Source organism: Streptomyces sp. JH34, from assembly GCF_029428875.1.
Classification (GTDB): Bacteria; Actinomycetota; Actinomycetes; order Streptomycetales; family Streptomycetaceae; genus Streptomyces.
Genome location: NZ_JAJSOO010000001.1, coordinates 2,700,247 through 2,718,465, shown reverse-complemented (window position 1 = coordinate 2,718,465; position 18,219 = coordinate 2,700,247). Strand labels below are relative to the sequence as shown.

The 18,219-nt window shown below is 70.7% G+C and carries 15 protein-coding genes; 6 read left to right on the top strand and 9 right to left on the bottom strand.

Going from position 1 to position 18,219, the window contains the following annotated elements; all coding sequences use genetic code 11:
• Positions 1 to 195 precede the first annotated feature (195 nt).
• The gene (locus LWJ43_RS11760; protein ID WP_277332233.1) at positions 196 to 771 is read right to left on the bottom strand and encodes a CGNR zinc finger domain-containing protein; all 576 of its coding nucleotides are present in this window, start codon (positions 769 to 771) and stop codon (positions 196 to 198) included.
• A 375-nt stretch (positions 772 to 1,146) separates the two neighbouring features.
• Here LWJ43_RS11760 and LWJ43_RS11755 point away from each other — a divergent pair, with 375 nt between their 5' ends.
• Together LWJ43_RS11755 and LWJ43_RS11750 are read left to right on the top strand one after the other, a co-directional pair.
• Complete coding sequence (locus tag LWJ43_RS11755) at positions 1,147 to 2,457, top strand: MFS transporter (RefSeq protein WP_277332232.1); 1,311 nt, start codon at positions 1,147 to 1,149, stop codon at positions 2,455 to 2,457.
• A 180-nt stretch (positions 2,458 to 2,637) separates the two neighbouring features.
• A complete protein-coding gene (locus LWJ43_RS11750) occupies positions 2,638 to 4,665 on the top strand; it encodes a thioredoxin domain-containing protein (protein WP_277332231.1) in 2,028 nt (675 codons plus the stop codon).
• Positions 4,666 to 4,737: 72 nt separating this feature from the next.
• On the opposite strand, the gene trhA is transcribed toward LWJ43_RS11750, so the two are convergent.
• The gene (gene trhA / locus LWJ43_RS11745) at positions 4,738 to 5,421 is read right to left on the bottom strand and encodes a PAQR family membrane homeostasis protein TrhA (RefSeq protein WP_277332230.1); all 684 of its coding nucleotides are present in this window, start codon (positions 5,419 to 5,421) and stop codon (positions 4,738 to 4,740) included.
• 207 nt (positions 5,422 to 5,628) lie between these two features.
• Here trhA and LWJ43_RS11740 point away from each other — a divergent pair, with 207 nt between their 5' ends.
• Positions 5,629 to 7,455 (top strand): phosphoenolpyruvate carboxykinase (GTP), encoded by a 1,827-nt coding sequence (locus LWJ43_RS11740; protein ID WP_277332229.1) that lies wholly within the window; start codon positions 5,629 to 5,631, stop codon positions 7,453 to 7,455.
• A gap of 263 nt (positions 7,456 to 7,718) precedes the next feature.
• Here LWJ43_RS11740 and LWJ43_RS11735 read toward each other — a convergent pair whose 3' ends face one another.
• The 3 genes from LWJ43_RS11735 to LWJ43_RS11725 all read right to left on the bottom strand — a co-directional run bounded on the left by LWJ43_RS11735 (position 7,719) and on the right by LWJ43_RS11725 (position 10,496).
• Positions 7,719 to 8,117 carry an SCO4983 family protein gene (locus LWJ43_RS11735; RefSeq protein WP_277332228.1) on the bottom strand — a complete coding sequence of 133 codons (399 nt, stop codon included), beginning with the start codon at positions 8,115 to 8,117 and terminating at the stop codon, positions 7,719 to 7,721.
• 101 nt (positions 8,118 to 8,218) lie between these two features.
• Positions 8,219 to 9,430 carry a pyridoxal phosphate-dependent aminotransferase gene (locus tag LWJ43_RS11730; RefSeq protein ID WP_277332227.1) on the bottom strand — a complete coding sequence of 404 codons (1,212 nt, stop codon included), beginning with the start codon at positions 9,428 to 9,430 and terminating at the stop codon, positions 8,219 to 8,221.
• Positions 9,431 to 9,677: 247 nt separating this feature from the next.
• The gene (locus LWJ43_RS11725; protein WP_277332226.1) at positions 9,678 to 10,496 is read right to left on the bottom strand and encodes an arylamine N-acetyltransferase family protein; all 819 of its coding nucleotides are present in this window, start codon (positions 10,494 to 10,496) and stop codon (positions 9,678 to 9,680) included.
• Between the two features lie 530 nt (positions 10,497 to 11,026).
• On the opposite strand from LWJ43_RS11725, the gene LWJ43_RS11720 reads away from it, so the two are divergent.
• From LWJ43_RS11720 to LWJ43_RS11710, 3 genes are all read left to right on the top strand, one after another.
• Entirely contained in the window at positions 11,027 to 12,031 is a 1,005-nt protein-coding gene (locus LWJ43_RS11720; protein WP_277332225.1) for a helix-turn-helix transcriptional regulator, read from the top strand.
• A gap of 78 nt (positions 12,032 to 12,109) precedes the next feature.
• Positions 12,110 to 12,577 (top strand): hypothetical protein, encoded by a 468-nt coding sequence (locus LWJ43_RS11715; protein WP_277332224.1) that lies wholly within the window; start codon positions 12,110 to 12,112, stop codon positions 12,575 to 12,577.
• 2 nt (positions 12,578 to 12,579) lie between these two features.
• Positions 12,580 to 12,870: a transcriptional regulator gene (locus tag LWJ43_RS11710; protein ID WP_277332223.1), complete on the top strand. Its 291-nt coding sequence runs from the start codon at positions 12,580 to 12,582 to the stop codon at positions 12,868 to 12,870.
• 100 nt (positions 12,871 to 12,970) lie between these two features.
• Here the strand turns inward: LWJ43_RS11710 and LWJ43_RS11705 are convergent, their stop codons facing one another.
• From LWJ43_RS11705 to LWJ43_RS11690, 4 genes are all read right to left on the bottom strand, one after another.
• Positions 12,971 to 15,562, bottom strand: coding sequence for a M16 family metallopeptidase (locus LWJ43_RS11705; protein ID WP_277332222.1), 2,592 nt, complete (start codon positions 15,560 to 15,562; stop codon positions 12,971 to 12,973).
• Between the two features lie 61 nt (positions 15,563 to 15,623).
• On the bottom strand, positions 15,624 to 16,553 hold the full coding sequence (locus LWJ43_RS11700; RefSeq protein WP_277332221.1) for a hypothetical protein: 930 nt from the start codon (positions 16,551 to 16,553) through the stop codon (positions 15,624 to 15,626).
• Entirely contained in the window at positions 16,550 to 17,248 is a 699-nt protein-coding gene (locus LWJ43_RS11695; protein ID WP_277332220.1) for a flavoprotein, read from the bottom strand. Before LWJ43_RS11695 ends, LWJ43_RS11700 begins: the two co-directional genes overlap by 4 nt.
• Entirely contained in the window at positions 17,245 to 18,207 is a 963-nt protein-coding gene (locus LWJ43_RS11690) for an LLM class flavin-dependent oxidoreductase (protein WP_277332219.1), read from the bottom strand. Before LWJ43_RS11690 ends, LWJ43_RS11695 begins: the two co-directional genes overlap by 4 nt.
• Positions 18,208 to 18,219: the final 12 nt, after the last annotated feature.

The following is an 18,219-nucleotide window of genomic DNA, read 5'->3' as shown; positions in this document are numbered from 1 at the left end:
CCCGTGAGGCCGCCGCCCTCCAGGTCGAATCCGCGCGCGCTCTCGAAGAGCAGAGGGATGCAGTCGCCGCCCAGGTGCGGGCGACAGGGCACGACGCGCGGCCCGTGGGGAGCGACGCCACCAGGGTGCGGGACGGGCCGGAACGTTATCCGAGCGCGGTCCCGCATACCGCGAGATCGCCCTCACCGCCCGAGGTCAGCCCCCAGGGCGTGAGTCCTTGTGTTTGCCGGCGAGGAAGCGTTCCTTCTTCTCACGGTTCCCGCAGGTGTTCATCTCGCACCACCTGCGTGTGTGGCCCCGGCTTGTGTCGAAGAACGCGGCTCGGCACGTCGGTGATGCGCACAGGGCGATCTTTCCGAGGCGCTCTCCCGCAATGACACCGATCGCGTCGGCGGCGATCACGCTGAGAGCGTCTTCCACGGACGCGGAATCCAGTCGCCACCGCCAGTTGCCCTCGGGCGTCAGGATCTGCGCGGCCCCACCGTGCGTACTGGCGTCATTGATGACCTGGACGGCCGAAGGGGGAAGCGGGTCCTGCTGCGCGACGGCGGTGGCAGCGGCATGAATTGATTCCCGCAGTTCCCGGGCGTGATTGAGCTGGAGTTCGGTGCAGGAGCCGACCATCAGCCCATTGACTGCCAACCAGTCCACGAGTCGGGACGGCACGGGAATGCGCTCCAGTGAATCGCCGCAACGCTCCGTCAGAGTCGCCGTGAAACTGGTCGCCAGTACCTTGCCGAGTCGAAACTCAGGGACATGCACAACGGACATGGAACCACCTTAGCCGGTCCTCATCAGGATGCAAACGCGAGGGGCGCGCTCCGGAGGAGAAGGCGAAGGCGTACCTGCCTCCGTCGTACCGCCGTGCATCGCGTCGGGCGTGACGTCCGGCGTGTCCCGGAGGGCGTGCGGCGAACCGTTCTGGCCGGTTGCCGCCGTGGTGCGGGCGCGGTAGAACCGTCTAAGGTGGTTCTGGATCGCATCGGGCGCGGAGCGATCGTCATCAGGACCGCGAAACTCCTTCTCGCGACGCCAGGGGCCGGAGGTACTCGACGACAGTGGATCTGGCGGTACTGCCGGACTTCCTCGCAGTGATCCTGTTCTTTCTCCACTCGCCACAGAATTCCTACCGGGACGAGGTCTGCCATGTCCGTAAGTGTCCTTTCCCCGGCGCGATCCCTCGTGCCCAAGAAGATTCTCTTCCCTCTGCTCCTGGTCCCCATGTTCCTCGGTGGCGTGGACTCCACCCTGTTCAACTCCATCGCCTACGACCTGCCGGTACTGACCGATTCCTGGCGTCTGTGGTTCATCGACGGATACACGATCGCGCTTGCCTCGAGTGTCGTTCTCGGGTCCCGTCTGGGTGCGCGATGGGGCCCCGGCGTGACATTGGCGACCGGGCTTTTCGTATTCGCGCTCGCGGGTGCCGCTCCCGCACTGCTGGATTCACCGGCGACATGGACGGCGACCCGCTTCGTGCAGGGCTTCGGCTATGCGCTGATCGTTTCCAGCGTCGCCTCGGTCATCGGCGGACTTCCGAACACCACGGAACGCACACTGGGTTACTCCCTGTGGATCACGACGTACAGCATCGGGGCCGGTACAGGGCCACTCATCGGCCGGGCGTTCGTCGACATGGGCGCGTACACCCTGCTGTTCTGGCTGCCGGCCGCGGTCGCCGTGGTGTGCGGAGTGCTTGCGACCCTGCTGTTGCGCGGGATCGATCTGGGACAGGCCGTGTCGCAGAAAATCGACGTCGCTTCCTCAGCCCTGGCCTTCCTCGGATTCGGACTCTTCGTGGCGGGTCTGCAGAGTCATGGCGAGGCACTCGGGCGCATGCTGGCGACTGTCGCCGGCTGCGGAATTCTGGCGGTGTTCTGCATGCGCCAACTCCGCTCCCGGGACCCGCTCATCGATGTGCGCATGCTCCCCTTCTCCCGGTTGGGCGCCTGTTCGCTCTCGCTCGTCGTCGGTTCGGCGTGCTACACCGGGTCGGTATTCCTCTTCGGCGTGCAGTCCGATTCGCTTCTCTCGATCCTGCCGGTGTCGGTCCTGGCCTTGTGGGTTTCGCTCGGAGGATTCGCCTTCCACAAGCTGCAGTCCCGGTTCTCTCCCGTGCACATGTTGCAGGTCAGCCTGGCCGCGTGTGCTCTCGGTCTGGTGGTCGCCGCTTTCGTCGGGCTGTGGCCGGCGAGTTTCTTGATCGGCCTGGGCGTGGGCGTCTCCATGGCATCCGGGGACGCGTACCTGCTCGGGAGCGTTCCGCCCAAGGACGTCGCACGTGCTGCGGCTCTCCAGGAGACCAGCCTCGCTGTGGGCGCGGCCCTGGGCGTGGCCGGGTTCGGCGGCATCTTCGCCGCCATCGGCTCGGTCGCGGGAACGTCCGTCATCGCAGCGGTCCTCGTCGTCACCGTCGTATGGGCTCTTCGCTTCAATCGCGGCGTCATCACGGCCTGAGGGCTTACAGGGAAGCGACACCTCGATTCCCTGCGAGCCCCTGGACCGACCGGCCTCGCGACTCCCGTGCCGGCCGCCGCGGACGGCGTGGGACGTTCCCGCGAGGGTGCGGCGAACCTCCCCCGGAGCCCGGTGAGCCCGTCCCCCCGCCTCCACCCCGGGTACGCAAGGATGAGGGGTATGGCCAACCGACTCGCGCAGACCACGTCCCCGTACCTCCTCCAGCACGCCGGTAATCCCGTCGACTGGTGGCCGTGGTCGCCGGAGGCGTTCGAGGAGGCCCGCCGGCGCGGCGTCCCCGTGCTGCTCAGCGTCGGCTACGCCAGCTGTCACTGGTGCCACGTGATGGCCCACGAGTCCTTCGAGGACGCGTCCGTCGCCGACTACCTCAACGCGCACTTCGTCCCCGTCAAGGTCGACCGCGAGGAGCGGCCCGACGTCGACGCCGTGTACATGGAGGCCGTGCAGGCCGCGACCGGCCAGGGCGGCTGGCCGATGACCGTCTTCCTGACCGCCGAGGCCGAACCCTTCTACTTCGGCACGTACTTCCCGCCCGAGCCCCGCCACGGCATGCCCTCCTTCCAGCAGGTCCTCGAAGGGGTCGCGGCAGCCTGGACGGACCGGCGCGAGGAGGTCGACGAGGTGGCCGGGCGCATCGTGCGCGACCTCGCGGGCCGCTCCCTGGCGGCCGCAGAGGGCGGACTGCCGGGCGAACCCGAGCTGGCCCAGGCCCTGCTGAGGCTGACCCGCGACTACGACGAGAAGCACGGCGGCTTCGGCGGCGCGCCCAAGTTCCCGCCGGCCATGGTCATCGAGTTCCTGCTGCGCCACCACGCCCGCACGGGCGCCGAGGGCGCCCTGCAGATGGCCGCCGACAGCTGCGCGGCCATGGCCCGCGGCGGGATCTACGACCAGCTCGGCGGCGGCTTCGCCCGCTACTCCGTGGACCGCGAGTGGGTCGTCCCGCACTTCGAGAAGATGCTCTACGACAACGCCCTGCTGTGCCGTGTGTACGCCCATCTGTGGCGGGCCACCGGCTCGGACCTGGCCCGCCGGGTGGCCCTGGAGACGGCCGACTTCATGGTGCGTGAGCTGCGGACCGCCGAAGGCGGGTTCGCCTCCGCGCTGGACGCCGACAGCGAGGACACGCAGGGGCGTCACGTCGAGGGCGCGTTCTACGTCTGGACACCCGCGCAGCTGCGCGACGTGCTGGGTGAGGAGGACGCGGCGTTCGCCGCCGCGTACTTCGGTGTGACCGAGGAGGGCACCTTCGAGGAGGGCTCGTCCGTCCTGCGGCTCGTACCGCCGGGGGAGGCCGAGCACGCCGACGCCGAGCGGATCGCCGGTGTACGGGCCCGGCTGCTCGCGGCCCGTGAGCTGCGGGCGCGCCCCGAGCGCGACGACAAGATCGTCGCCGCCTGGAACGGCCTGGCGATCGCCGCGCTCGCCGAGACCGGGGCGTACTTCGACCGCCCGGATCTGGTCGAGCGCGCCACCGAGGCCGCCGACCTGCTGGTACGGGTCCACATGGGTGATGTCGCCCGGCTGTGCCGCACGTCGAAGGACGGGCGGGCCGGGGAGAACTCCGGGGTCCTGGAGGACTACGGCGACGTCGCCGAGGGCTTCCTCGCCCTGGCCTCCGTCACCGGGGAGGGCGTCTGGCTGGAATTCGCCGGCTTCCTGCTGGACATCGTGCTGCAGCACTTCACCGGGGATAACGGCCAGCTGTTCGACACCGCGGACGACGCGGAGCAGCTGATCCGGCGCCCCCAGGACCCCACCGACAACGCCACCCCGGCCGGCTGGACCGCCGCCGCGGGAGCGCTGCTCTCCTACGCGGCACACACCGGCTCCGAGGCGCACCGCACGGCCGCCGAGGGGGCCCTCGGGGTCGTCGGGGCGCTCGGCCCGAAGGCACCCCGGTTCATCGGCTGGGGCCTTGCGGTCGCCGAAGCCCTGCTGGACGGCCCGCGCGAGGTCGCCGTGGCCGGCCCGGTCACCGGGGAGCTGCACCGGACGGCCCTCCTGGGGCGGGCCCCCGGCGCGGTCGTCGCGGCCGGTGAGGGTCCGGACGCGGGCAGCGAGTTCCCGCTGCTGGTGGACCGGCCGTCGGTGGGCGGCGAGCCGACCGCGTACGTCTGCCGGCACTTCGTGTGCGACGCGCCGACGACGGACCCGGAGGAGCTGGCCGCGAAGCTGGGCGGCTGAGCCGGGCCGCTCCAGGGGTACGACGAGGGGCCCGGCCGTCACGGCCGGGCCCTCAGTCGTGCGGAGCGGCGGTCACTGCTGGTAGGCGACCAGCGAGATGCTGACGTAGTGCACGATGAACGCCGCCAGCGTCAGCGAGTGGAACACCTCGTGGAAGCCGAACCAGCGCGGTGACGGGTTCGGGCGCTTCAGGCCGTAGATGACGCCCCCCGCGCTGTAGAGCAGCCCGCCGACGACGACGAGGACCAGCACCGCGATGCCGCCGCTGCGCATGAAGTCGGGCAGGAAGAACACCGCGGCCCAGCCCATGGCGATGTAGCACGGGGTGTAGAGCCAGCGAGGGGCTCCGACCCAGAACACGCGGAAGGCGATGCCGGCCGCCGCGGCGCTCCAGATCGCCCACAGGAGCGGGCGGCTGGTGGATTCGGGCAGCAGCAGGAGGGTCAGCGGCGTGTAGGTGCCCGCGATGATCAGGAAGATGTTGGCGTGGTCGAGCCTGCGCAGCACGGCCTCGCCGCGCTGGCCCCAGGTGCCCCGGTGGTAGACCCCGCTCACACCGAACAGCAGGCAGGCGCTGAGCACGTACACGGCGCAGGCGACCTGTGCCCGTGTGCCGTCGGCGAGGGCGACCAGGACGATTCCGGCTATGACCACCGCGGGGAACATGCCGGCGTGCAGCCAACCGCGCATCCGTGGTTTGACCGGGACGGGGTCGGTGAGCTCGACGGGTCCGGACGCGGAGGCGGCAGAAGTCATATCCGCATGCTACCTACGCTCCCGTAGGTAACAGATCCGAGTGGCGATGCTCACGTGTGCGGCCCTCTGGACAGATGGGCGGCTTAGTCGGATGATCAAATGAGTGCGGTCGGCACCGGATGAGCGCCAGGGGAATTCGAAGGGGTCAGCATCCGGGTCGCAGCCCCCACGGGGCCTGACAACACACCCTCTTCACAAGGAGCGATCGTGGCGCGAGACATCGCGGCTCCCCTCACTGTTCCCACTCGGCACCAGGAGCTCGTCTCCTGGGTGGACGAGATCGCCGCCCTCACCCAGCCGGACCGCGTGGTCTGGTGCGACGGCTCCGAGGCCGAGTACGAGCGCCTGTGCGGGGAGCTCGTCGCCAAGGGCACCTTCACGAAGCTCGACCCGGTCAAGCGCCCCAACTCGTACTACGCCGCCTCCGACCCGAGCGATGTCGCCCGCGTCGAGGACCGCACCTACATCTGCTCCGCGAAGGAGGAGGACGCGGGCCCGACCAACCACTGGAAGGCACCCGCCGAGATGCGGGAGATCTTCGCGGGGGAGAAGGGCGTCTTCCGCGGCTCCATGCGCGGCCGCACGATGTACGTCGTCCCGTTCTGCATGGGCCCCGTCGGCTCGCCGCTCTCCGCCATCGGAGTCGAGATCACCGACTCCGCCTACGTCGCCGTCTCCATGCGCACCATGACGCGCATGGGCCAGGCGGTCCTGGACGAGCTCGGCACGGACGGCTTCTTCGTCAAGGCCGTCCACACCCTCGGCGCCCCCCTGGCCGCAGGCGAGGCCGACGTCCCCTGGCCCTGCAACTCCACCAAGTACATCTCGCACTTCCCCGAGGACCGCGAGATCTGGTCCTACGGCTCGGGCTACGGCGGCAACGCCCTGCTCGGCAAGAAGTGCTACGCCCTGCGCATCGCCTCCGTCATGGCCCGCGACGAGGGCTGGCTCGCCGAGCACATGCTGATCCTCAAGCTCACGCCGCCGCGCGGTGAGTCGAAGTACGTCGCGGCGGCCTTCCCGAGCGCCTGTGGCAAGACCAACCTCGCCATGCTGGAGCCGACGATCTCCGGCTGGACCGTGGAGACCATCGGCGACGACATCGCCTGGATGCGGTTCGGCGAGGACGGCCAGCTGTACGCGATCAACCCCGAGGCCGGATTCTTCGGTGTCGCGCCCGGCACCGGCGAGCACACCAACGCCAACGCCATGAAGACCATGTGGGGCAACTCCGTCTTCACCAACGTCGCCCTCACCGACGACGGCGACGTGTGGTGGGAGGGCATGACCGAGGAGCTCCCCGCGCACCTCACGGACTGGAAGGGCAACGACTGGACCCCCGGGTCCGGCACGCCCGCCGCCCACCCCAACGCCCGCTTCACCGTCCCCGCCGGGCAGTGCCCGATCATCGCGCCCGAGTGGGAGGACCCGAAGGGTGTGCCGATCTCGGCGATCCTCTTCGGCGGCCGCCGCGCGTCCGCGGTCCCGCTGGTCACGGAGTCCTTCACCTGGCAGCACGGCGTCTTCCTCGGTGCCAACGTCGCCTCCGAGAAGACCGCGGCCGCCGAGGGCAAGGTCGGCGAGCTGCGCCGCGACCCGTTCGCCATGCTGCCGTTCTGCGGCTACAACATGGGCGACTACATGAAGCACTGGGTCGAGGTCGGCAACGACAAGGCGGACCCGTCGAAGCTGCCGAAGATCTACTACGTGAACTGGTTCCGCAAGAACGACGCGGGCAAGTTCGTCTGGCCCGGCTTCGGTGAGAACAGCCGTGTCCTCAAGTGGATCGTCGAGCGGCTGGAGGGCAGGGCCGAGGGTGTCGAGACGCCGATCGGCATCCTGCCGGCCAAGGGCTCCCTGGACACCGAGGGCCTGGAACTCTCCGAGTCCGAGCTCGACTTCCTGCTCTCCGTCGACAAGGAGGTCTGGCGCGAGGAGGCCGCGCTGATCCCCGAGCACCTCAACACCTTCGGCGACCACACGCCGAAGGAGCTGTGGGACGAGTACCGCGCGCTGGTCCAGCGCCTGGGCTGACCCGCTCACGATCCCGTGGCCGGGCCTCATCGGAATCCGCCCTGACCTGTGGGGCCGACGGCCCGCCGCGGCACGGCACCCGGAGCCCCCTCATGGTTCCGGGTGCCGCCCTTCCAGGAGACCCTCTCCGGCGGAGCGACACCCCATTTCAGGGGGAACGTCCATGAATCGCCGACCATCTGTGCGCGGGACCTTCACATCTGCCCGGCTCCTCGTGTGTGGCACCCGGTCCACGCGTCTTCGCGACCCGTGGACCGGGGCCGTCAGGGGGCGCCGACCAGGACGGTCGGCGCGGTGGCGGTGGACAGGGCCGCGGCGTGCGCGTCCATGGCCTCCGCCGCGAGGATCGCGACGGCGGTGTCGGCGCGGGACGCGGCCACCACGAGAGCCCGGCCGGCGAGGGCGTGGGCGCGGCGGTGCAGAGCGGCCGGGGGCGCCTCGCTCTGCCCGGCGTGCCGCGCGGGCGGAGCGGCACGGAGCCTGGCCACCTGCTCGGCGATGCGGTCGCCCATGGCGGCGAGGCCCAGCTCGTCGGTGACGGCGAGCAGGGCCGCGAGGTGTCCGGCGAGCTGGATGTCCAGCTCGTCCTCGCGGCTGCGGTGCGGGAAATCGGCGTCGTCGGCCGATGTGTGGACCGACTTGGCGCGGATCGGCTCGTACATGGGTGGCCTCCTGTATTGCGGTAAGGCCATCCTATCTTAGATTCAATCTAAAGTTATGCCAGATCCGGAAAGCCTTGTCCGTGAAGACCCCGCCGGGCCGCTCAGGGCTGGCTGTAACCGTCCAGGAAGTTCCCGATACGCGTCACGGCATCGGTCAGGTCCTTCACCGGCGGCAGGGTGACCACCCGGAAGTGATCGGGTTCCGGCCAGTTGAAGCCCGTGCCCTGGACCACCATGATCTTCTCGGCCCGCAGCAGGTCGAGCACCATCTGCCTGTCGTCCTTGATCTTGAAGACCTTGGGGTCGAGCCTCGGGAAGAGGTACAGCGCGCCCTTCGGCTTCACACAGGTCACCCCGGGGATCTGCGTCAGCAGGTCGTACGCCACGTCCCGCTGCTCCAGGATCCGCCCGCCCGGCAGCACCAGCTCGTTGATCGACTGCCGTCCGCCGAGCGCGGTGGCCACCGCGTGCTGTGCGGGCATGTTGGCGCACAGGCGCATGTTGGCCAGGACCGTGAGGCCCTCGATGTACGAGGAGGCGTGCGCCTTCGGGCCGCAGACCGCCATCCAGCCGGAGCGGTATCCCGCGATCCGGTAGTTCTTGGAGAGCCCGTTGAAGGTGAGCACCATCAGGTCCGGGGCGATGGCGGCGGTCGGGGTGTGCGTCGCGCCGTCGTAGAGGATCCGGTCGTAGATCTCGTCGGAGCAGACCACCAGGTTGTGACGCCGGGCGATCTCCGTCAGCCCGCGCAGCATCTCGTCGTCGTAGACCGCGCCGGTCGGGTTGTTCGGGTTGATGATCACCAGCGCCTTGGTGCGGTCGGTGATCTTCCGCTCGATGTCCGCGAGGTCGGGCATCCAGTCGGCCTGCTCGTCGCACCGGTAGTGCACCGCCGTGCCGCCGGCCAGCGAGACCGAGGCCGTCCACAGGGGATAGTCCGGTGCGGGGACGAGCACCTCGTCGCCGTCGTCGAGCAGCGCCTGCATCGACATCTGGATCAGCTCGGAGACACCGTTGCCGAGGTAGACGTCCTCGACGTCGAGGTCGATCCCCTTGGTCTGGTAGTGCTGCATCACCGCGCGCCGCGCGGACAGCAGGCCCTTCGCGTCGCCGTAGCCGTGCGCGCCCGACAGGTTGCGCAGGATGTCCTCGAGGATCTCCGGCGGGCACTCGAACCCGAACGCGGCCGGGTTGCCGGTGTTCAGCTTCAGGATGCGATGACCTGCCGCTTCGAGCCGCATCGCTTCCTCGAGGACGGGGCCGCGGATCTCGTAACAGACGCCGGAGAGCTTCGTTGACTGGATGACCTGCATGTCCGCGAGCTTACGACCGTGTTTCGCGCGGTGCTCCCGGTTCGCGCACCGGTTGCTCCCTACGGGCACACGCGCCGGCGCCCGGGGTCTTCCATCGGCATGCCTCCCCGGCCGCGGACCGTGGGAACGGCCGGTCGGGGCGGCGCCGCGGCTTGGAAAGCGGGCATCGGGCGCGTACCGGGTGAGATGCGCCACGCGGGGCGCGCGCATGGCCCCGCGCACGCCCCGGCCGGGGCCCGTACCCCGGTCAGCCGGGCAGGACGGTCCCTTCGGGAAGGCGTACGCCGAAGTCCTCGGCCAGCACCCGCAGCACCTCGGCGGAGTCGGCCAGCTCCCGCTCCGCGACCGTGCCGTCGTCTGCGGTCTCCACCAGCGTCCGCCCGGACAGGGCCCGGTGCAGGCCCGGCAGGGTGCGCTGGGCGTAGACCGCCTGCCGGAACGGCGAGCGCGGGTTCGTGGCGATGTGCCAGTTGATGACCTCGTAGTCCGGGGCCTCGAACGGCTCCAGGGTGAACTCGTACTGCGGCTCCCAGTAGCCGCCCTTGTCCGCCTGGAGCTCCCACATCTCCAGCGGCCCGTCGTGCGGGGCGTGCACGAGGCGGTGGCGGCGCGGGGTGTCGAGCAGCTCGGCGTCCACCACCAGCGGGATCGGCTCCAGCAGCGCCCCGTGCGAGCCGAAGCCGACATCGGCCACGTAGGGGGCGGACTCACCTTCCACGTCCACCTGCATGAGCATGTGCGTGCGGGGCCGGACGTCACCGGGCGCGGCGCCCACCACCACCCGCGCGGTCAGCAGCGTCACCCGGAACCCGAGCTGGGTCAGGACGGCGGCCAGGAGGGTGTTGTGCTCGTAGCAGTACCCGCCGCGCTCACTGCGGACGAGCTTCCTCTCCAGGTCCGGGAGCGCGAGGGAGGGGGCGCTGCCGAGGAGGGGTTCCAGATTCTCGAACGGGATGCCCAACATGTGGGCGCGGTGCACGGACCGCAGCACCTCCACGGTGGGGCGGCGGTCCGTGCTCCCCGCCCAGCCGATGCGGGCGAAGTAGGCGTCGAGGTCGAGTGTCATACATCGACAGTACGCAGAGGCCACGCGGAGACCTCAGGGGGTTTCACTGTCCTGTGCGTACAGGAGGCGGGGGAATCCGCTCCGTCTCGCTCATGCGCACCGGAATGCCGTACCGGTCGCTCACCGCCCTTACGGCCGCGTTGCACGTGGCTATCAGTGCGGAAATGGTGCTCTTTCTCGTCAGGCGCCGCTAAACAGCCTTGACCGTCCTCCTCGAGCCCGGACGCCGTGACGTCGCGGTGGAGAGGCCGGCCCCGCCGGGAAGTGAGGACGTGTCATTCGCCCGAAGTTCAGCTGCGGTTGTTCCCCCGGCAGTGCACTCGCGTCTGTCAGGAGAGTGTGCTGGTGACGGGGTACCGCGCCGAGCGCGTGCTTTCTGATTTGACGCCCGACTATCGATTCGACCTCCGGCAAAAAAAGCTCTGTCACGCTACCTCTACGTAATGTACTTTCAATGGACACACCATCAATCATGGCTGCACCGGCTCTTGCTCTGGTCGCAGGGCCGGCTGCTGGATCACGGGGGCCTGATGAATGCTGGCGTTCTGTCCGTACTGGGGCTTTCTGGGTTGGAAGAGGAGCTTTACCGGGACATCCTGAGATGCCCCGGAACGGCGGCGGAGAACTTGTGCGAGCTTTCGGACGCTCCCCCGCACGAGGTCGCGAGCGCGCTGGAGCGGCTCGCGGACCTCGCCGTCGTCGTCGTGGGGCCCGACGGCCGTTACTGGCCGGAGTCTCCGGAGTCGGTCGTGGACAGCCTGGCCGATCTGCGGTTGCGGCATTTGCATGCGGAGATGCGCGCCGTCACGCAGGCCAGGCACCTCGTCGCGTCGCTCGAGGCGGAACAGGAGATCGCCCCGGCCAAGAAACCGGTGGTGGAGAAGATCGAGAGCCTCGACACGATACGCAGCCGCATCGAGGCGCTCGCTTTCTTCGCCCGTGAGGAGATCATGTCCGCCGAGCCCTACACCGCGCTGACCCACGAGAACATCCAGCACTCCAGACCGCTGGATCTCCGGTGCATCAGACGAGGCGTGCGGATGCGGAGCGTTGTCCTGCGCCAGGCGCTGGAGGATGCCGTCACTTTCGGGTACCTGTGCGAACTGGCCTCGAAGGGTGCGGAGATACGTGTGGTGGAGGACATGTCCGCACGTATCCTCGTCTACGACCGCTCCGTCGCCCTGACGCCGGTCGACCCCGCCGACAGCGCGCGCGGCGCGCTGGTGGCACAGGAGGCGGGGCTGGTCGCCAACGTCATGGATCTCTTCGAGAAGATCTGGAGTGACGCCCTTGAGCTCTCCGTCTTCTGCGAGGAGACGGGGGAGTGTCCCGAGGGCCCCGAGGTCCATCTGCCGCAGATGGAGCAGCTGGTCCTGAAGGCCATGTGCCGCGGCACGAAGGACGAGATCGGTGCGCGTGACCTGGGGGTCTCGGTGCGCACCTACCGTCGTTACGTCGCCAACATCCTGCAGCTCCTGGAGGCGGCCAGTCGTCCTCAGGCGGCACTCCTCGCCCGTGAGCGCGGCTGGATCTGACTCCTCGGTCAGGAGGGGTGTCGACGGACCGCACCCGAAGCACTTGCCATGATGGAAAGTCAAGGTAGACTTTCCATTATGGAAAACAGCGAACGGAAAGACCCTGCCCTCGCGCGTGCCGCTCTCGACCACGCCCACACCGCACGCGCCGCCCTCGCGGACCTGGCCCCTGCTCCCTGGTGGTACCACGCCGGTCTCGGACTCGGTGTGGGCCTCGTCTTCGCCTCGATCGACGTGGGTGGAAGCATGGTGCCCTCGGGCGTCATCGTGGGCGGGGTCGTGCTGCCCGTCGCGTTGACCCTGGCCGTCGCGCGCTCCCGGGGCGTCTCCTTCAACCGTTCCCTGCCGGTGGCCGGCACCCGCCAGCTCAACGGTCTGTACGCGATCACGCTCCTGGTCCTCGGCGCGGTGGGCCTGATCCTCAAACTCGCCGTGGACGTCCCGGGCGCCATGTCGGTCGCCGGTCTGCTGGCGCTGGCCTTCACCGTTCACGTCAGCAGGCGCAATGACGAGGCACTCCGCCGTGAGCTCGTCAGCCGGGCCTGATCATGGGCGGCTTCGACGAAGTGATCCATCCGGTGCACAGGCTGCAGATCTGCAGCATGCTCGCCGCGGTCGAGTCCTTGGAGTTCTCCGTGCTCCGTGACGCCCTCACGGTGAGCGACTCCGTCCTCAGCAAGCAGGTGAAGGTGCTCCAGACGGCGGGCTACGTGACGATCACGAAAGCGCCCATGAATTCCCGGACCCACACCTGGCTCGCCCTCACCCCGGCCGGCCGTGAGGCCCTCGCCGGGCATCTGACGGAGCTGCGTCGCATCGCCGGGCTGGCACAGGCGTAGCCCGGCACGCGAAAGCGGCTCCATGCCGGGCCCGGTGCACTCCTCGGCGGTGCACCGGGCCCGGCACGGCTTCTCCCGGGCCCGGTGCGCGCGGCGACGCTCAGGCAGTCCCCGCACGCAGCGGCGCCGAGGCGATCTCCGCGGCCCGGTCGGCCGTGACAGGGCCGAACAGCACCGTGTCCATGGCCGGGGTGGCGAAGAGCTCGCGGCCGGCACGTGCCACGTCGTGAGCGGGGACTCTCCGGAGCAGCTGCGGCAGGTGGAACAGCCCGCCCGGGTCCCGGCCCGCGGCTGTCAGCTGTCGCAGCTGGTCCGCCTGGGTCGCGGGTGAGTCGAAGGCTCCGAGCGCCTGCGCGGCGCAGAACTCGCGGGCCGCCTCCACCTCCGCGTCCGTGAAGGGGTTCTCTTCCGCCAGGCGCAGCTCCTCGCGGATCCCGTCGAGCGCGGCCTCGGCCAGGTGCGGTGCGACGCGCGCCCGTACGAACACCCGGGGGAGGTCCAGCACGACATCCCGGCCCGAGTACACCTCGTAGCCCTCGAGCGCGCTCACGCGCATGCGCGTGGCCAGCCGGGAGCCGAAATAGCCGCCGAACACGGCGGTGGCCAGATAGCGGGCCGCCTCGGCGGCCCCGGCGTCCATCTCCGAGATCTCCGGCTCCGGGGCGCACACCGTCAGATGCACTTCGCCGGCGGCGGGGGAGCGCAGGACCAGCAGCCGGCCGCCCTCCGGTCTGCGGCCGGGCGCCTCGGGGAGCGGGGCCGCGGGCGGCCACGCCTCCAGGGCCTTGCGCGCCGCCGCGGACGCGCGTTCCGGGTCGATGTCCCCGAGCAGGACGAACGCGCCGCCGCGCGGGTCCCACGCCGGTGTCCCGGTCACGGACGTGTCCGCGCGACCGTCCGACCAGTGGCGCCGTACCGCGTCGTCCATGAGCTGCGGAGGTGTCGGGCGTACGGACCGGAGACCGGCCGGGGCGCCGTCGTCCCGCCTCGGTGGTGCGACCACCGAGGCCAGCAGGGCCAGCCAGGCCGGCAGCTGCCCCGGCGGGAGGTGACCAGTGACATCCACCCACTGTCCGTCGACGGACGCGGTCAGGCTCCCCCCCAGTGCCGCCGCACGCTCGGCGGCACGCGTACGGGCCAGGCGGGCGCGCACCGAAGCCTCGGGTCCGGCGGCCCTCAGCCATCCGAGCGGGCCCAGCGGCAGCCGCAGCCGGGCCTCAAGGGACGGGCTCCGGCGGTCGGCGACAGTGATCACGCGCAGGCCGTTGTCCAGGGTCGAGTCACGCATGGCCGCGGGTTCCGGGGCGCCGGGCGATCCGTACCCCGGCAGCGGAAACGCCGGCGCCGCGCCCGGCACCGGCACGAGGCCCGGACCGGCGACGGGCGGCACCGGCGCACCGCACTCCCCGGTGGAGGACCGGGCCGGGCGGGTGCGGACAGAACCCGGGCGCATCACCAGAACCGTCGCCGGGAGACCCGCCAACTCGCCTGCTGCCGCGGCGACTTCGGCCGGGCCCACCGCAGCGAGGAGGTCCGGGAGCCGATCGAGAAGGTCCGCCCGTCCGAAGAGGCTCTCCAGACGGCCCAGGGCACGACACCGGGTCTCCAGGTCGCCGTGGTCGCGGTGATGCTCCCCGACCATCCGCCGCACCGTCCGGTGGACCGCCTCCGCCGGCGGATTCCGCGACCAGCCGGCCCATTGCCGGGCGACCGCGGCGGTTGCCTCCTTCGGGTCGGTGCCCGGCTCCAGCAGCGCGGTCACCACCAGCGCGTCGGGGTCCCGCGCGTCCAGCGGGCCGAAGAAACCGCAACTGGTGCTGACGGCGGGCAACCCGGGCGCGGGCGGGCCCTGCTCGCTGGTGAGCCTGGCCAGCACGGCGTGTGCCAGATAGCCGGGCAGGTCCTCCGCCGGGTCGGGCAGCCGGTGGCCCGTCGCCACTGCTGTCGCGGCGATTCCCGGCTCGGTGCACTCCACCCACCGCTCCGCGTGGCGCCGGGGCTCGGCACGTGCGGGAGGAGGCGTGACCGGGCGTGCGGGTATGCCTCCGAAGTGCCGTTCCACCAGCGCCCGGGTGTCCCCGGGGCTGCCCGTGCCGAGGACGGTCAGCACGGCGTTGCCGGGTGCGTAGTGAGTGGCGAAGAACTCCGCACAGTCCGCGACGGTCGTGGTGCGCAGCCGCTCGGCCTCGCCGTAACCGTCGTGCGCGTTGGCGAACCTGTCGAAGAGGACGCCGGGCATCAGGGGCCAGGGGAAGCCTCCGTACGGCCTGCTGTGCACCGCTTGATCGATCTCCGCCTCCACACCGCGCAGCTGCTCGGCCAGCGCGGTCGGTGTGAAGAGGGGAGCCCGCATCCGGTCGGCTTCGGCGAACAGCGCACGCTCCAGCGCCTGGGCCGGGACCACCTGGTAGTAGTCGGTGTAGTCCTGGTGCGTGGTCCCGTTCGCATGGCCGCCGAAGCGGTGCACATGGTCGTAGAAGCGCCCGTCGGGAAGGCTCGCGCTGCCGCGGAACATCAGATGCTCGAAGAGATGCGCGAAACCCTCACGGCCCGGTGGTTCGGACCGGAACCCGGTGCCGTAGTGCACGGCGACCGCCACCCGAGGCCGTGGGGACCTGGTGTCCAGCACCACCCGCAGTCCGTTCGGCAGGGTGAACCTGTACAGCCTGGGCTGCGGGCGGGCGGTACTCATGGGGTACTTCTCTCCTCGCTGGTCATGGAGTCCGGGGCACCGGATCGCGGGGGCACGGGACTCAGAGGTCGATCAGGAAGATCAGGAACGTCGTGTAGTGGTCGAACCCGGCGGTGTGCCAGCCGACGTACGCGGCGATGTCGTGGACGTGCAGCAGGATCCGCAGGACCGCCATCCGGTTCCACTCCTCGCCCGCGTCCCGGCCGTATCCCTCGAAGAGCGCCTCCAGGAGCACCTGCCAGCCCTGCCGGTCGCCTCCCAGCTGCCACCTCAGCTCGACCAGTTCGCCCAGGACCCAGCCCAGGTCGAAGTACCAGGGAGCCACGGCGAGGTCCTCGCCCGAGAGCAGAGAGGCCTGCCCCGTGTCGCTCTCGACGACCAGGGAGCCGATCCCCGGCGCTCCGTGCACGAGGGTGACGTCGGTGTCCTCGGTGACGTCGCGGCACCAGCCGGTGACACGGGCCCAGCGTTCCGGCCCCAGACGGCGCTGCAACTGGGCTCCGACGTAGGCGGCGCGGGCAACCGGCGCGCGGCCCGACAGCCAGGTGTCGAGCCGGACCAGTCCGCGGGGCGGGCCGAGCGGTTCCGTTCCCGGCGGCGGGCCGTCCGCGTGCAGCCCGGCCAGCGCGAGTCCGAGCCCGTGCAGCGGCTTGTGCAGCACCGGCAGCGGACCGTCCGACAACAGCCGGTTTGCGACCGACTCCTGCCCTCCGACGGCATAGACCCGGCCCGGTCCCTCCGTCCGGCCCACCGCAAGGCGGACGGAGCCCTCCCGTCCCACGGCGGCCAGCCGGTCGCCGAGGCCGGTGAGCGGCTGGAAGGCCACGGGCGCCAGCGGGCCGGTCGTCCTGGTCCACTCCCACCCGCGGTCGCGGGGGACGGGACGGACGGAGGTACGCAGCAGGTCGGTGCCGTACACCGTCGGTTCCTGGACGGTGGCGTGCCGCGTGCCGTCGGTCCCCGCTCCCCCGACCTCTTCCTGGCCGCTCACGGCCGGGCCAAGTCTGCGGCGTAGGCGGACGGGGTGGCGGGCGGCAGCCGGCCCGCGGAGCCGGCCTCCAGCTCGGCACGGCGGTGTTCCAGCATGGCGATGACCTCCGGCAGCAGGGGCGGCACCCACGCTTCGGCCCGGCCCGTGGTCAGGCTGACGCCGGGGTGGGGCGGGGCGAGTACGACGTCGGGGCGCGCGGCCAGCGCCGCCCAGTGGTTCTGGAAGGCGGCGCTCTCCAGGCCGCCCGGGGGCAGGGCCGGGGCCACGGCCACAGGGGCACGGGTGCAGTGGCAGGCGAGCAGCGCGGGCGAATCGGCCAGGCCCAGTGCCAGCCGGGCCACGAAGTGGAAGGTGGCGGGATAGACCACGACCGCCTGGGCCCACTCGGCCAGCTCGACATGGCGGGCTGTTCCTTCGTGCTCGGGCCACTCGTCGAGCAGCACCTCACCACTGCGGTGCAGCCGCCCGGCCAGTGCCTGGCGGGTGACGAAGCGCTGGGCACTGCGGGTCAGCACCATCTTGACGGCCAGCTCCGGGTAGGACAGCCGCAGCCAGTCGACCCAGTACGGCATTCCCGTGGCGAAGGCGGAACCGGTGGTGACCAGCAGAAGCCTCTCGACGTTCAGGGCGGGCGCCTGGCCGCCGTCCGGCGGACTCGCCGTGACCGGCGCGCCAGACCCGTCCACCGCCGTCACGAGGTCACTTCCGTGAGGATGGTCTCCAGCTCGCGCAGCGCGGTCTGACCGCCGTACGTGCCGTGCACCCCGGTCACGTTCAGCACGATCTCGTCGACTCCCGCCTCCCGGAACGCAGCGAACTCCTCGGCGAGGACCTTCGGTTCCCCGTACAGGAAGGCCCGGCCCTCGACGAGCGCGGCGGCACCGGAAGCCGGGTCGGCGCTGTCGGTGCTGATACCGGAACGGCGCAGCATGTCGACGTAGTGAGGCAGCCGCAGATGGCCGATGTTGCCGGCCAGGGCCAGAGCGGCGGCGTCACGCTCCGGGGCGGCCAGGGCGACGGGAACGATGGCCACCAGGCGGGGCACGGGGCGTCCTGCGGCCTCGGCGCCCTCGCGTAGGGCCGGAGCGACGGTGTCGCGCAGATAGGCGGCGGGGGTGAGCCAGGTGATGGCCGTGTCGGCCACCTCGCCGGCGAGCCGTGCCATGCCGGGCCGAAGCACTCCGAGCCCCACCTCGATGGGCGGCCGCGGCACCGGGAGGAGTTTGCCGTGGCAGGTGAAGTACTCGCCCTCCTGCTCGACCAACTCGCCGTCGAGCAGGCCGCGTACGGCTGTCAAGTATTCGCGTGAGGCGGTCAGGGGGCTGCGGTAGGGGGCGCCGCACATGCTGCGTTGGAGCACCGACGCACCAGGTCCGAAGCCGGCCACCACGGAGTGTCCGGTCGCTGCCGCCACCGACTGCGCCTGGAGCGCCGCCTCGTAGGGGTGGGTGAAGGGCATGAGCGTCACGCCGAGCCCGACCGGGACGCGGAAGCCCGAGGCCGCCGCGTAGGTGAAGGCCTGGTGCGGCTGATTGAGCATGGCCTGGCCCTGCCACAGCCGGTGTGCCCCGCTCCACTGGGTGAGTGCCGCGTACGGAAGTATCTGTTCCGGCCTCGGTGGTGCGAATGGCATGAGGATGGAGTACGTGGTCATGGTGGGGTCCCT